This window comes from Bacteroides ilei (assembly GCF_900128495.1).
GTDB lineage: Bacteria > Bacteroidota > Bacteroidia > Bacteroidales > Bacteroidaceae > Phocaeicola > Phocaeicola ilei.
The window spans coordinates 1,009,272-1,024,450 of sequence record NZ_LT635801.1 but is presented as its reverse complement, the minus strand read 5'-3'; the positions used below and the strand labels follow the sequence as shown (position 1 = coordinate 1,024,450).

General features: G+C 45.0%; 8 protein-coding genes. 3 read left to right on the top strand and 5 right to left on the bottom strand.

Going from position 1 to position 15,179, the window contains the following annotated elements; all coding sequences use genetic code 11:
* Window positions 1-53: 53 nt before the first annotated feature.
* Complete coding sequence (locus tag BQ7489_RS04310; RefSeq protein WP_072530080.1) at window positions 54-1,316, top strand: CobW family GTP-binding protein; 1,263 nt, start codon at window positions 54-56, stop codon at window positions 1,314-1,316.
* An 80-nt stretch (window positions 1,317-1,396) separates the two neighbouring features.
* Here the strand turns inward: BQ7489_RS04310 and BQ7489_RS04305 are convergent, their stop codons facing one another.
* Window positions 1,397-4,558: a glycosyl hydrolase gene (locus BQ7489_RS04305; RefSeq protein WP_083580674.1), complete on the bottom strand. Its 3,162-nt coding sequence runs from the start codon at window positions 4,556-4,558 to the stop codon at window positions 1,397-1,399.
* A gap of 364 nt (window positions 4,559-4,922) precedes the next feature.
* On the opposite strand from BQ7489_RS04305, the gene BQ7489_RS04300 reads away from it, so the two are divergent.
* Both BQ7489_RS04300 and BQ7489_RS04295 read left to right on the top strand, forming a co-directional pair.
* Window positions 4,923-5,672 carry an arginase family protein gene (locus BQ7489_RS04300; protein ID WP_083580452.1) on the top strand — a complete coding sequence of 250 codons (750 nt, stop codon included), beginning with the start codon at window positions 4,923-4,925 and terminating at the stop codon, window positions 5,670-5,672.
* 28 nt (window positions 5,673-5,700) lie between these two features.
* On the top strand, window positions 5,701-7,011 hold the full coding sequence (locus tag BQ7489_RS04295) for a M23 family metallopeptidase (protein WP_072532020.1): 1,311 nt from the start codon (window positions 5,701-5,703) through the stop codon (window positions 7,009-7,011).
* A gap of 40 nt (window positions 7,012-7,051) precedes the next feature.
* On the opposite strand, the gene BQ7489_RS04290 is transcribed toward BQ7489_RS04295, so the two are convergent.
* From BQ7489_RS04290 to BQ7489_RS04275, 4 genes are all read right to left on the bottom strand, one after another.
* Complete coding sequence (locus tag BQ7489_RS04290; protein ID WP_072530078.1) at window positions 7,052-8,989, bottom strand: sialate O-acetylesterase; 1,938 nt, start codon at window positions 8,987-8,989, stop codon at window positions 7,052-7,054.
* A gap of 188 nt (window positions 8,990-9,177) precedes the next feature.
* Window positions 9,178-10,464: an IS1380 family transposase gene (locus tag BQ7489_RS04285; protein WP_071147970.1), complete on the bottom strand. Its 1,287-nt coding sequence runs from the start codon at window positions 10,462-10,464 to the stop codon at window positions 9,178-9,180.
* A 154-nt stretch (window positions 10,465-10,618) separates the two neighbouring features.
* Window positions 10,619-13,204: a xylan 1,4-beta-xylosidase gene (gene xyl3A / locus BQ7489_RS04280; protein ID WP_072530077.1), complete on the bottom strand. Its 2,586-nt coding sequence runs from the start codon at window positions 13,202-13,204 to the stop codon at window positions 10,619-10,621.
* A gap of 299 nt (window positions 13,205-13,503) precedes the next feature.
* Window positions 13,504-15,168, bottom strand: coding sequence for a RagB/SusD family nutrient uptake outer membrane protein (locus tag BQ7489_RS04275; protein WP_072530076.1), 1,665 nt, complete (start codon window positions 15,166-15,168; stop codon window positions 13,504-13,506).
* Between the last annotated feature and the right edge of the window lie 11 nt (window positions 15,169-15,179).

The following is a 15,179-nucleotide window of genomic DNA, read 5'->3' as shown; positions in this document are numbered from 1 at the left end:
AAACTGTACTTTTGCATGACAATAATGACAATTACTGAAAACTCTATATGACAATGGAAACAAAAGAAACTCCAGTACTGCTTCTGACCGGTTATCTGGGCAGTGGAAAAACAACTCTGGTAAACCATATCCTCGCCAATAAACGGGGAATCAAATTTGCTGTAATCGTTAATGATATAGGTGAAGTGAACATCGACGCCGACCTGATCCAGAAAGGCGGTATCGTAGGCAAAAAGGACGACAGCCTGGTGGCCTTGCAGAACGGATGTATCTGCTGCACACTGAAAATGGACCTGATAGAGCAATTGAACGATATCCTCAAAATGAAGCGATTCGACTATATCGTAATCGAAGCCAGCGGTATCTGCGAACCGGGACCTATTGCACAGACTATCTGTTCTATCCCGAGTATGGGAGGCACCTATACAAAATACGGAACAGCCAAGCTGGACTGTATCGCCACCGTAGTCGATGCCTTACGCCTTGAAAGTGAATTCGCCTGTGGTAATGACCTGACACGTAAGAATATCGGTGAAGAAGACATCGAGAATCTGATTATCCAGCAGATTGAATTCTGCAACATTATTCTGCTGAACAAGGCATCGGAAGTGAAACCCGAAGAACTGGACCGTATCAAACACATCATCAAAGCGCTGCAGCCTAACGCAGAAATCATTGAATGTAATTACGCCGACGTGGACCTCGACAAGATTATCCACACAAACATGTTCAATTTCGGTGATGTAGCAACTTCGGCCGGATGGATCCGCGAAATAGAAAAACAGATCACCGACGAACAGGAAGAAGACGCAAAAGCGCATGAACATCATCATGAAGAAGAGCACGGACATCATCATGACCATGACGAAGATGAACATCACTCCGACCACGAAGAAGGGGAAGGGCATCACCACCATCACCATCATCACCATGAAGGCGGAGAAGTGGAAGAATACGGAATCGGGACCTATGTATACTACCGCCGGCCAGCCTTCGATATCCATAAGTTCGACCAGTTCATTGCAACCAAATGGCCGCGCAACGTAATACGTGCCAAGGGTGTATGTTATTTCGCACATAACCGCGACATGTCTTACCTGTTTGAGCAGGCCGGCATCCAGAAACAGCTTACAGAAGCCGGATTATGGTACGCCACCGCTTCGGAAAAAGATCTGATCGAACTGATGAAGCAAGAACCGGGACTGCTGCGTGACTGGGATGAAAAATACGGCGACCGTATGCAGAAAATCGTGTTCATTGGCCAACACCTGGACAAGGAACAACTGGCACACGACCTGGACGAATGTCTGGAATAAAAAAAGGCCCTTCTCCTACCATCCCAAACGGGACTCCGGAGAAGGGCTTTTTCCAATCTGCTATCTGTCACCACCGACGTTTATCGGATAAATTTCTCACCTTCGGCCACTTCCAGATTCAATCCGTCGAAACAGACTTCATCCGCATTGGCCAGCCGCAGACCTTTCTGTGCCTTGACTGTACAATTCTCGAAACGGAAAGAATCTTTCGTGAAAGGAGCATCCTTGAATCCGTGTATCATCCCTGCAGACTGTGTCTCGGCATATATATTTCTGAAACAGATATTCCTTAACACCGTAAGCTGCGGACAAGCCGGAGCCAAGGGAGGGACCATGCGCCACTCCATATTGATTTCAAACAGATTACGTGCATTCCTGATAGTTACATCTTCAAACAGAATATTCTCTACCACTCCTCCACGGCTGGGCTGGCTTTTGAAACGTAAAGGATTCCAGTTTTCATTGTCCATGAAACAGGAACGTACCGTAACGTTGCGTATGCCGCCCGAAACTTCACTACCCATAGCCACACCTCCGTGTCCATAGGCAAAATGACAATTTTCTACCAGAATATTCTCGCTTGGGCGTGCTACCCTACGACCGTCTTCATCCTTTCCCGATTTGATTGATATACAGTCATCATGAGCCTCTATCCGGCAGTTCAGGATGTTGACATCATTAGAAGAATCGATGTCAATACCATCCGAACTCGGAATGTATTCCAAAGCCCGGATGTCCACCCCGTCAATGTCAAAACCATCAGTATACAGCACATGCAGACACCAGGATGCCTGGTTGACCATTTTCAGTCCCGAAATTCTTCCACCTGGACAATCGGTGAAACAGAACATCCGGGGACGCCCGGAATCTCCGAACGGTATATCTTTCCATTCTACCCCTTTCCCGTCGACAGTCCCTTCACCATCGACAATCACTCCTTCGGAGCCGGTAAAATTGAGGAAAGCACAACGCCATTTACGTTCAACACCTTCAAAACGTGTAGGGATTACCGGAAAATCATCAGGATTGACCGTACTTACCAATGTTGCACCCTTATCTATATGCAGGTCTACACCACGGGGAAAAAACAATGCACCGGTAAGATAAGTCCCTTCAGGAAAAACGACCTTTCCTCCACCTCGTGATGCCGCTTCATCGATTACCTTCTGTATGGCAACAGTCTCCACCTGTACACCATCGCCTTTCACTCCGGCATCCTTGACATTATAGATCCGGTTACACTTTTCAATAGAAATAATCCGACTCTCCCATGGCTGTAATGTCAGTTCCAAACGGGTACGGCCTCCGACTGCAGATGCCTGGATATTCCGGAGCGTTCCATCAGAAGTATCCCATTCACGTACCGTACCGACTTTATCAAAAGCAGCAACAAATGTCACGGCTTCCTTCCCTTGGTTGAATATAAAATACAGGTCACCGTCGGACATCACCCGACGGGTATACTGGATATCCGGATCCGGATTCTGCAGGACAGACATTTCAGGTTCGGGCATACAAGCCTCCACTTTCGGAGTCCATTTCACAGCCGGTTCATATACATAAGCGTCCACCTCGGGCAAAGGCTTCGGGGTCATAAAGCTCTGCCCTACCACCGATGCCGGCTTTCTTCCCCAGAACAAAAGCTTACCTCCACGGGCAACAAACTCCCGGATCTTTTCCCACGCCTTCTCCATAACTACATCGGCCGAAGGTATAATCAATGTATAGTAACGCTGGCCGCTCATGTTTTCCAGGTATCCCGGCCCCACTTTCAAGGCTTCGGAAAATGCGTCCTCATTGACATAATCGAAATCCCGCTGGTGGTCGAGCAACAGTTGCGTACAAGCCTTGATATCCGGATAGACAGCATTATTTCCCGTCCACATAGTTGAAACCGGATAATACATTGCGATACGTGCCCCGGGTTTTCCCTGCGTCATCAAATAAGTGGTACGGTTCGTATAGTCATTCAAATCTTTCATTCCCGGATCCGACATCCAGTTCGGCTGCCGGGAACCCGCACCCCAAAACATGAATTCAAAGAAGTTGATGCCTCTTACTATCTGGTAATCGACAACATATTTCGCCTGCCGGATAGAAGGAGATGTATAATAGGCAGCAAAACTTTCGCTGAATGCACGAGGCTTTCCATATACATGTGCCACAGAAGAGGCCTGTTTCGGGAAGTTATTGACCGTATCAGGAAAAATCTGGTTCCAGATAGCGTCAACACCCGGAATCTGGACTTTACTCAAGGTACGGAAGAAATCCCCTTCGGCACGTATGCAGTCGGGCATGTAATGGTCTTTGTTCAGATGAGTGATATACGCCACACCGTTCGCTTCACACCAGTCGGCCTGAAGCTTGAAGAAATGAGTTGCAAAAAGAGTCGACCATACATCCCAATAATCGGCCTTGACACGCTGTTCTGCCACTGTAAGCACCGGTGTAAAGAACGAAGCCAGCCAAGGGGTCGGGTCATACCCCTTCATCTGTTTAAACACAGTAATGATTTCCGGCGTCCAAGGCATGTGGGCATAGTCGGGCTCGTCGCCACGGAACCCCAGTACAGTAGTCCCCAATTCCTTACCCAGATATTTCTTATACTGGGCATGCGTCCAGTCCACAAACTGCTGTACCGCTACCGGATTCAAATAGTCGCACAAGGAATTGCTTGTATCCTTTCCTCCTGTCGGATTATTGACGGCACGCGTAACAGCAGTACGGAAATCACTGCGGACAAGCAGTATTTCCCAATCGTCATTTCCGGCATTGAAATCCAGTTTCCCGTCCTTGAGCTCCACGGTACGGTTCGGCTTTCCGCTCTTGCTTACAGCCACTGCACTGATGACTCCAGCCGGCACTTCCTTCCCGACCCATGTTTCCCCTCGTCGTACCGGAATCCGTTCATCTACAACCAAAGCCTGCATACGTAAGTCGGGACGTTCTTGGGTAAATTTTCCGCCGGCAAATCCACTCGGATATTTACCCTCATCAATAATCCATACCTTCAACCCTCTTTTCTTGGCTTCAAGTACAGCAGTACGGACGGCCTTAAACCACCCGTCGGACAAATATTTGAACGGAAGCTGGTAACCCGCCTCAAAAATGACGGCACGGAAACCTTTACTTTTAATAGAATCCAAATCATTGCATATGGTTTTTCTATCCATCTGTCCGTTCCAACCCCAAATGACATGATTGGCAAACGTAGCGGGAGGATCGGCAAAAACATCTTCCATTTGTGCCAAAGTCGTCTGGTGGATACCCTGCCAAGATTTTACAGTTACGTCATCTGCAGCCCACAAGTAACTCCCCAATCCACATAAAAAGAGAAATAAAAAAATTGTTTTTTCATTGTATTGATTTTAACATTCATAAAATAAATATCTTATATTTACATAATGTCAGTAAAAGTATCGAAAACAGAAACAAGAAATGCATATTAAGTCTTAAAAAAGTCAAAATATTCCGAGATATATACCTATAATATCTTTATTTTAGAAAAGAAGCAATTTAAACCATTCGGCAGAAGGTAACTCTAATAGCAGAAACGATCGAATAAAATACAATAAAATGTCAATAAAAGAAACAGTCCAAAAAGACATGAACAAAATAGTCATAATGAATTTTTCGAATGTCTATACAGAAGAAACATTCTATAAAAACGAACATATAGAATGGATAGACTGTACAGATATCAAAGGATCTGACTGCTTCTGTGATGAAGAAGCTTCGGCAACAATCTCCCGGAAGATACAGCATCTGCAACCTCAAGGCATCCATTTCATAGATTCGGGTAATTATCATTATATATCTAGATTCTTTACCGACAAGATACAGGAGGATTTCATACTGGTGGTATTCGACCATCATCCCGACATGCAGCCGTCTCTTTTTGATGAACTCCTCACATGCGGATCATGGGTAAAGGCAGCCCTGGATACCAACCGGCATCTGAAAAAGGTCCTTCTGATCGGAACATCGGACGACCTGCTGAAAAAAATCGAGCCCAGATATCTGGACAGAATCATCGAATTCAAGGAATCACAGCTGGAAGACCATCAAGCCTGGCAGGACTTCTATTCCATACACCTGAACCTGCCCATCTACATCTCTATAGACAAAGATGTCCTGGACACTGGAGAAGACAAGACCAACTGGGACCAAGGAAAAACAACCCTACAGGAACTGAAAAGACTTCTGCTCATTCTGCTCAAGCATGACCGGCTGATAGGAGTAGATATCTGTGGAGAATGTAACTATTCCATCGCGGGAATGCTGGATCCCAATATCAGAAAAGATAACGCAATAAACCTGCAACTGGCATATTTGTTTGAAAACCCATGCAAATGATACAGATATAATGTTTAACTTTACCCGCATGAAAAAGAATCTGACATTAAAAATAACTATAGGAGGAATATTTGTCCTCATTGCAGCAGTATTAGTACTGATTTTCTGCTTGAAATCACAGATAAATACCCCGCTGGATGAAGTGGAAATAACCGATTCGACCGAAGTGGAAGAAATAGTCTGCAAATACGGAATACCGGTAGACCGTTACGACATCAAATATGGTATCGTACAACCCAGGCAGAATCTGTCGAACATTCTGAAAGACCATGGGGTAACAACAGAAGAAATACATCAACTGAACGAAAAGGCAAAAGGGGTTTTTGATGTACGGAAAATCCGCGACGGACAATCGTATGCCGTATTTCTACGCCCTGACAGTACCCGTCTGGTACGTTTCTTCGTATATGAAGAAAACCCCAAGTCATACATTGTGTTCGACCTGCGCAATGAATGTAAAGTATACCGTGGAGAAAATCCGGTAGAATGGAGACAGAAGGAAATCCGCGGTAAGGTGGAATCATCCCTATGGGTAGCCATGCAGAAGCTGGACACATCCCCTCTGCTGGCCATGGAACTGTCCAATCTATACGGATGGACTATCGATTTCTTCAGCCTTCAGAAAGAAGATGAATTCCGGGTTATCTACGAGCAGGAATGTGTGGAGGGCAAGGAACTGGACAGTTTCCATATCCTGGCCGCATCATTCCGGTATTCGGACAGTCTATATTACGCTATCCCCTTCGTGCAAGACGGTGAAGAATTATATTATGGAGCTACCGGAAACAGCCTGGAGGGTGCATTTCTGAAAGCCCCGCTGGATTTCTACAGGATAACATCCCGCTTTTCGAACAGCCGTTTCCATCCTGTACTCCGACGTTACCGTGCCCATCACGGAGTAGACTATGCCGCTCCAACAGGTACACCGGTCTACAGTATAGGAAACGGCAAGGTAATAGCGAAAGGATACCAGGCCAACGGAGGTGGGAATTTTCTGAAAATAAGACATAACAGTGTGTACGTCACCACCTACATGCATCTGTCTAGATTTGCAAAAGGAATCAAGGTAGGGTCGGAAGTAAAACAGAAAGAAGTGATAGGTTATGTAGGCTCAACCGGACTTTCTACGGGTCCACACCTGGATTTCCGTGTATTCGAAAACGGTAAGCCTATCAATCCGCTGCTAATCAAGTCACAGCCCAAGAAACCGATCAGTCCGGCCAACATGCCACAATTTACCATACTGCGTGACTCCTTGATCAGAAAGTTGTCGGCAATAGATACAATTATCCCGTCTGTCCCGGTACATACAGATACCGGAACAAACGGGCTGAATTGATCTGTTCCATTACTTTAACTTAATTCGGAACAGACATACATTATTTCTTGAACAGATGAGGCAAGAACTCATTCAGACATCTGCGCCATGTAAGCCACTCATGAGCTGTACCCTGTGATTCATAGAAATCAACATGGATATTCAATTCACGCAAAGTCTTTACAAGCTGCGCTGTTCCCATATTTTCTTCTGTTCCACATCCCAGGAACATATAATGTACCTTCTTGTTGAAAGTATCAGCATCGGCAAACACACCGTTGAATGCAGTCTTGACATCCAAGCCGAAAATAGCTCCACTGAAACCTCCAATATAAGAGAACTTATCAAGGTTTGTCAACGTAATGTCAAAAGTCTGTTTACCACCCCATGAAAGGCCAGCCATAGCACGGTGGTCACGGTCGGTATACGTACGGAAAGTCTTGTCTACCATCGGAATCAAATCGTTTATCATAAGAGTGGCAAAAGAAGCTCCATAAAGGTTGCGTTCTTCATTTACATCCTTACCTGGACGCGGACGGAATCCTACTTCCACATCACCGCTCTCCATCACAACAATCATAGGAACACACTTCCCTTCAGCTATCTGATTGTCAAGAATATTATACATATATCCTTGAGTACTCCATCCGGTTTCATCCTCTCCCATGCCATGCTGCAGGTAAAGTACCGGATAACGTTTCTTGGTATTCTTTTCGTATTCGGCCGGAGTATATACTACACAACGGCGGAAACGCTTCTGTGTTTCGGAATAATAAGTACAGGTACGTACCTGTCCATGAGGCACATTCTGGGTACGGTAATAATCACCTTCCTTACCTTCGGGCACTTCGATACCGCTTGCCATACGGCTGCATCCGAAATATGTAGTACTCATCGGATCGATAACAGAAAAACCGTCTACCAGCAGGAAATAATAATGGAAACCTACCACCAACGGATCAGTCTTTACAGTCCACCAGCCGAATTCATCTTTATCCATATCATATTTCTTTCCGCAGATGTCTACCTGAAGACGCTTTACATCCGGAGCATATATACGGAAATAAGCACGGTTCTCCTTGTCGAGACGCGGGAAATCACAACCATGCATATTAGATGAAGCCTCTACAGTGTTTTTGATGACATCTTCCGTTGTAGGAAGCTTAATACCCATCATATTCAACATGGCAGCGGCATAACGGCGTCCCAAGATACGATAGCCTGCAGCATCAAAATGAAGATGATCGGCAGCACAGCTCAGTCCCTTTGAAGACACTACAGCACAATTCTTGATAACCTGAGGCAGCGTATCAATGATGTCATTCATCACGGCACAAGTACCTCCATGATCGGCATTTACCACTTCTCCAGCCAGCAAAGGAACGTCTTCGGCCTTCAGATTCAAATCGGCCAGCAGGCTTTCGTATACGCTCTTTACTTTTTCGGGCCAGTCCTTCTCACCGGTATTCGATTCACCCTGATGAAGCAGGATACCTTTAATCACACCGTCCTTTTGGGCAATCTTGGCCATTTCAACCAGACGTCCATAAGGGTCATTATCATATTCCTTCAGCATATTCAACATCCAGTCGGGTGCAGTCTTGATGTATTCCTCACATTTATCCTTCTGGAAAAGCTCGATTTTACAACCACCGATAGCTACATGTACCACACCCACACGTACATTTTCCGGCAGGTTTTCCACCATTGTCCGTCCGAAGTAGTCGGCAGGAGTCAGTCCGGTATGTTCACGGCATAGCGGAGCCCGTGCCGGATACCATTTACCTTTCACCCTACCCAATTCCTTGTTGTCGACAGCCGACAACACTTGAAAACGCGGATTTACCAAAGTATCCTGAGGCTCGTATGGAGCGTTCCCTTCCATATTCGACTGTCCCAGGCACAGATAGATATAAAAATTTGCATCCTGTGCAGATGCAGCCAGACTTGTAAAGAACAAGCCGACCAACAGTAAAACAGAAAAAAATGTCTTTTTCATATATATTTTTTATAGATCCTCAAATCCGCAACCGCCCTCATAAGATGACACAGAGGTCAAAAAGGTAGCGACACTGTGGCAAAAGAGGGTGCAACGCAGCAAAAATCGCCACAAAGACGCATTAAATCCCCTTACCCCACCATGCGACTTGAGGCAATACGCAAAATCACGACCATAAGTTGTCGGTGTCATCCAAAGTCATTCTGGAACACATCAGCATAAGCGTTGTTGCATGAATAGATATTCAGCACATACTGCCTTGATGTCCTGACCCATTTGGCTGGCACAGAGATGAACTTGAAGACAAACGCCTTGATGCGGCTTGTTGCTTTGAGTCCGAACCTCTTCACGTCAAGCCTCGCCATGATGAATTTATAGAAGTTGCGTATGAGTGCCGTAAGCAGAAGAAACACCGTGTTTTCTCCCATGAAGGATTTTGGAAGCCTGTTCCAGCCGAATCCGTTATTCATGTCATCGAAGATGCGTTCCTTCCCTCCACGGAGGTTATAGAATTCGACAATCTCTTTCTCGGAAGACTCGTAGTCATTTGTAAGGATGCAGCGGTAGGTGTATTCTCCTTCCCACAGGTCGAGTTCGCCGTCTATCCGCTTCTGTCTTTGAATCACAAGACGGTATGCCTTCCCTTTCCATTTCTCGATGAGAATGGAGGCCAGCTCAAACTCAATGCCGCCCAATTCCACTTTCTTCCAACCTCTGAGGGCAAAGATGTCATTGTAGAGCGAACTGCATCGGTTGGCACGGATATAGAAGGTCTTGCAGTGTTTAGCAATCTCTTCCACTATCTCTTCAGAACACGAGCCGCAATCAGCTCTGAAACGGTTGATCATAAGCTTGTTCTTTTCAAACCTTTCAAAGAACCTCTTCAGCGTGTCCTTCTGGTGGAAACGGACATTTGTGTTGCCGTCGCTGTTCTCAATGCCGACAATCAAGTCGCCAATAACCGCCACGCCAGGACGGTATCCGAGAAACTTCTTGTATGTGGGTTTCGCATCAAACTTCTCAGCCTCTATGAACTGGTGGTCGAAGTCAACGTCATACCCCTCGCCATCTTTCAGCTGCCCTGTGGACAATAGGCAATTGAGGAGCAGTGTATTCAGCATGTCTGCCGTGTTTAAGTCGTAGGTCTTGCCAGTGTCGGATGTGTAGGAAATGTTATCCTGGGTCAGTTCCTTTATGGCTCTGAGAATCGTGTCGGCACTGCATGTGCGAAGTGTCGGATGAAGCGAGAGGTGATACATCAGATGAGTGGTGACATCCTCTATGCATGAGCCGCCACAGAAATAAACGCTCATAAGCGAACGGATGATTTCGCTGTATTGATAACCATACAGCCTACATCTCATACCGAGGGTTGAGTCGATTACAGATGAGAGATTGGAGTCAAATTGCTCCATTATTGAAAAAATTCCTCCAAAAGGAGAGAGTTTCTCAGATTTTATTGCTACCTTTGCCATGTCTGTCGGGTTTGATACATATTTTGATTTGCAACACTAAGATAGGTGAAAAATCTGACATGGCAAAATCCTGAGCAACTTTTTGTTGCTCAGGTACTTATAAAATAAGTTAAACTAAAATGCTGCGGAATTTAGGTAGATCAGTTATTCCATATCATTTATTCATGGCTACCCCATCCAGGACAAACTTCTTCAGGTCACAGTCTCTGGAACTGTTTCCATAAAGCACTTCATAACTTGCCTGAGGGTCTACACGCATAGTATTTGTTGCAGGATCAAAGAATTCGAATGCGCCTGAATCCAGCTTCAACACAACATCCTTACTCTGACCAGCCTTAAGTTCTACACGCTGGTAAGCTTTCAGCGTTTTTAACGGACCATCCGTATCACCTATCTTACGGACATAAACCTGTACAACTTCTGTCCCTTCACGCTTACCGGTATTACTTACCGGAACCGTAATAGTCATTGCATCTTTATCCATACGGGCATCACCTACCTGGAATGTAGTATAACTCAACCCATAACCGAATGGGAACAAAGCATCCGACATATAACGGTAAGTACGTCCCTTCATTGAATAGTCTTCATAGTCTGGAAGCTGGTCGGTTGATTTATAGAATGTTACCGGAAGTTTTCCTGAAGGATTGTAATCACCAAACAAAACATCAGCAACAGCTGTTCCACCCAGTTCACCGCCATACCATGCCTGCAGGATAGCGTCGCAAGTCTTAGTTTCAGGCAATAAAGCGATGGCAGAACCCGAACAATTGACAAACACCACTTTCTTACCCGCTTCTTTCAGTGCTTTCAGGAAATTACGCTGTACAGCAGGAAGTTCGATGTCGGTACGGTCACCACCTTTGAATCCAGGCAGTTTTACGGGCATTTCCTCACCTTCGAGCTGTGGAGATATGCCTCCCACGAAAACAACGACATCAATACCCTTCAAATGTTCAATGGTCTGTGCATAATCAATGTCTCTTTCTCTTCCCAGATTGAATTTCAGGTTAGCTGCCCAGTTTTCCACCTGTGCATAACGTATCTCTATATTATACTCCTTTCCTTTCTCAACCTGTATTTCAGTACGGGTATCAGTTGTACGCCATGTACGGTGCTTTGTCATTGATTCACCGTTTACCAGCAATTCAAAATAACTGCATCCTTCCAGACTGAGTAACACTTTACCTGACTCCTTCGGACGGAATACCGTCTGATAACAAGCCGAAAACTTTTCCAGATTCACACCCGGACCGAAAGCATGCTGTCCGTAAGTAGTGACATTAATAGGTGAAGTAACCTGTATAGTTGATACGGGGTCACCTGAACGGTCGGGATTATTCCAGAAAGTAGCCTTGATTCCCGGTTTCCCGTCTATACTGCATTGGTCAAAATAAGATTCAAGAATCTTGTCGTTCACCAGATCACAACCTCGCAAATAAGTGACCTTATTCTTGCCGATCTTACTCCGGATACCGTCCAGAATTGTTACAGTACTGTTAGGAGTACCATTATAATTACCCCAAAGCATCGTCTTTTCATCGGCATTAGGACCTATCACTGCTATACGACGGTTCTTCGCCAAAGGCAGCACACCATTTTCATTTTGCAGTAAAGTCATAGTCTGACGGGCCATCTCAAGTGACAGATTCCGATGTTCCTTACAATTGATGACCGATGCCGGAATAGCTGACCACGACACCAAAGACGGATCATCCATTTCACCCAATTCAAAACGTCCTTCAAGCAGACGGAGCACATGCTTGTCTAACTCCTCTTCAGAAATCAGTCCACGTCTGACAGCATCCGGCAATTCCTTATAAGCATAGTTATATCCACATTCTACATCTGTACCGGCCAATACACCTTTAGCAGCTGCATGTACTGCATCGGACGAAGACTTATGTGACGTATAGAAATCGGAAATAGCACCACAATCGGATACTACCATATATTTGAATCCCCATTCGTCACGCAAAATCTGCTGGAGCAACCGATTGTTTCCGCAACAAGGATCATCATCCAGCCGATGGTAAGCACACATCACCTCACGTACATCAGCTTCCTGTACCAATGCCTTGAAAGCCGGCAGATAAGTTTCCCACAAATCACGCGGACTCACATTATTCAGGTTGACTGAATGACGGCTCCATTCCGGACCACTGTGCACTGCATAGTGCTTGGCACATGCCAACAGCTTCCGGTATTTGGCATCTTCAGGTCCCTGCAAACCTTTTACGACAGCTATTCCCATACGGGACGTCAGATACGGGTCTTCACCATAAGTTTCCTGCCCACGCCCCCAACGCGGATCACGGAAAATATTCACATTCGGAGTCCAGACCGACAGACTATGGAAACGTTCATCCTCCAATCCGTTACGCTGACGTTCATTGTACTTGGCGCGCATCTCATCGGAAGTGGCAGTAAAGATATCAAATACCAGATCATCATTGAAGGAAGCCGCCATCCCTACCGGCTCCGGGAAAACAGTAACATTTCCTTGGTTAGCCACTCCGTGAAGTGCCTCACTCCACCAATTAAACTTCTTGATACCTAACCGTGGAATAGCTTCCGAATCATCACACATCAGAATAGCCTTTTCCTCCAAAGTAAGACGGGAAAGTAAATCCTTAGCTCTTTCTGTCGGACTCAGGTCGGGGTTCTGATAAGGAAATTTCTCGGCCTTACCGACAAGTGTACAAAGCACACAAGCCACACATAAAAAAAGTTTTTTCATAGTAAATTATAATATTATAAACTAGTATATCATACGATGATAAACATATGCAAAGAACGAATTTTTTTATAACTAATGCCATTATCCATGTAACATAAGCTTTCATTTACATTACATACCGTTCCATAAACACTTTATAATTCCACATAAACTTATAAACAGATTAAAAATAAGAAAGGTGAGGCTCCACGTTACAGGAAAATCCTCACCTTTCACTTATAGACTCATTTAAGCTGTCACTTTTCAAAATGGCGACAAAAGAATTTGCAGCCACAGATGTGACCTTTTAAAACTGATGGTTATTCTCCGCTCGGATTCTGTTTCAAATTAGGATTGATTGAAGTCGCTGCATACGGATATGCAAAATATTCATGTTTACCTTTTACAAAACCAGTCTTGCCTTTGTTCGGGTTTGCATATTCAACATAAAGACGATGTTTTGGTTCACCTTTGGAGAAGAAAGCATCCATAGTAGACGGAATATCCTTACCGTTATTTACAATACCGTCTGTATCTCCCCAACGTACCATATCCGGGAAACGTACAGCTTCAAGCCACATTTCGTAACTCTTTTCATTCTTTACTTCCTGCAATGTAAGCTCTGTTGAGATATGTGCCGAACCTGCACGTTTCTGAATTTCCTGCAGATACTGCAACCCGTCAGGGTCATTCGTCTGTGCACAAGCCTCAGCATACATCAACAGCACTTCGGCGTAACGGAAAATAGTCAAATTTTTAAATCCATACCATCCTTTTTCATTATCTTCCGGCCATGCAACAAACTTATTTGCAAAATAACCGGCAAATCCATAAAGCCCCGTAGGATCCTTGATACCGATCTGATCGGATGTTTCCAATTCTTCACGAGTCAGATTCTGACCTTTAGTTCCGTTCCATTCCATTTCATACAAGAATTCATCACCGGTAAGGAAGGTCGCCTTACGACGGGGTGAATCACCGTCATTCGCCAGCATCCGTTCTGCAAAATCAGCACGGATAGCATGTCCTCCCCAACCGTCTGGACCAATAAATGAAGGTTTGGAAGCCAACTTGTCGGTACGCCAGTTCCAGAACTGAATCCACATCCAGGATGTACGCTGAATCTTATTGCTCCAATCATCTACACCGGTATTTTCAAGCGCATTTGCCTGAAAAATCATCTCTTCACAAAGATCTCCGGAGGCATGGAAAAGGTTTGCCCAACGGTCTGTTGGCACAAGTTCATATTTCTTAGAATCAATGACCTGCTTCAAATTCTTTTTGGCACCTTCATAATCACCTTTGAACAGACGGGCCTTGCCGGCTACAGTAAGGGCAAATCCTTTTGTAACCTTCGATGCCCCTACCTTATCCGTCGGACTCTCACGTTCCTCAAGATCGGCAACCGCACTTTCCGCTTCCGTAGCACACCACTCCAAAAGGGCGTCGTGCCCGCCTTCATAATTACTCGGTTTAGCATCTGCCGGAAGAATATGGTCGACTAATGGAGGACAATTCCACCCGATAGCAAGCATCAGATGTGACCAAGCACGTAATGAACGTGCTTCGGCACAAACACGCTTCTTGACTGTAGAATTCGGCTCTATATTGTCCAATATGAGGTTACAATCATAAATCACACCATAAAGTCCCCAATATGTATTTTTAATGACCTCATTCTGTGAATCATAACGGAACTCATTAATCTGTGCCCCGAAATCATTGTCACCATACATATTACCAGCAGCCAACATATCATCGCCAGCCTCATTGAAAAGCACCGGAAGAGCTACATAAATACCCTCATTTCCAGCTATATTCAAACAAAACGACTGATAAAGATTATTGAGTGCATTCTCTGCATCATCATCGGTCTTATAAAAGCTATCGAAGGGGATAACTCCTTTCTGCTCAATATTGAGACGATCTTCACAGCCACTGAAAAGAAACGCAATACCTAAAAGGGAATATATTATTTTTTTCATAATGAACTATT

What these genes read in the sequence shown, in the direction of transcription:
- BQ7489_RS04275 (WP_072530076.1), bottom strand. Translation starts at nt 15,168, where the DNA reads ATGAAAAAAATAATATATTCCCTTTTAGGTATTGCGTTTCTTTTCAGT.
- BQ7489_RS04295 (WP_072532020.1), top strand. Translation starts at nt 5,701, where the DNA reads ATGAAAAAGAATCTGACATTAAAAATAACTATAGGAGGAATATTTGTC.
- BQ7489_RS04305 (WP_083580674.1), bottom strand. Translation starts at nt 4,558, where the DNA reads ATGGAAGATGTTTTTGCCGATCCTCCCGCTACGTTTGCCAATCATGTC.
- BQ7489_RS04285 (WP_071147970.1), bottom strand. Translation starts at nt 10,464, where the DNA reads ATGGCAAAGGTAGCAATAAAATCTGAGAAACTCTCTCCTTTTGGAGGA.
- BQ7489_RS04310 (WP_072530080.1), top strand. Translation starts at nt 54, where the DNA reads ATGGAAACAAAAGAAACTCCAGTACTGCTTCTGACCGGTTATCTGGGC.
- xyl3A (WP_072530077.1), bottom strand. Translation starts at nt 13,204, where the DNA reads ATGAAAAAACTTTTTTTATGTGTGGCTTGTGTGCTTTGTACACTTGTC.
- BQ7489_RS04290 (WP_072530078.1), bottom strand. Translation starts at nt 8,989, where the DNA reads ATGAAAAAGACATTTTTTTCTGTTTTACTGTTGGTCGGCTTGTTCTTT.
- BQ7489_RS04300 (WP_083580452.1), top strand. Translation starts at nt 4,923, where the DNA reads ATGAACAAAATAGTCATAATGAATTTTTCGAATGTCTATACAGAAGAA.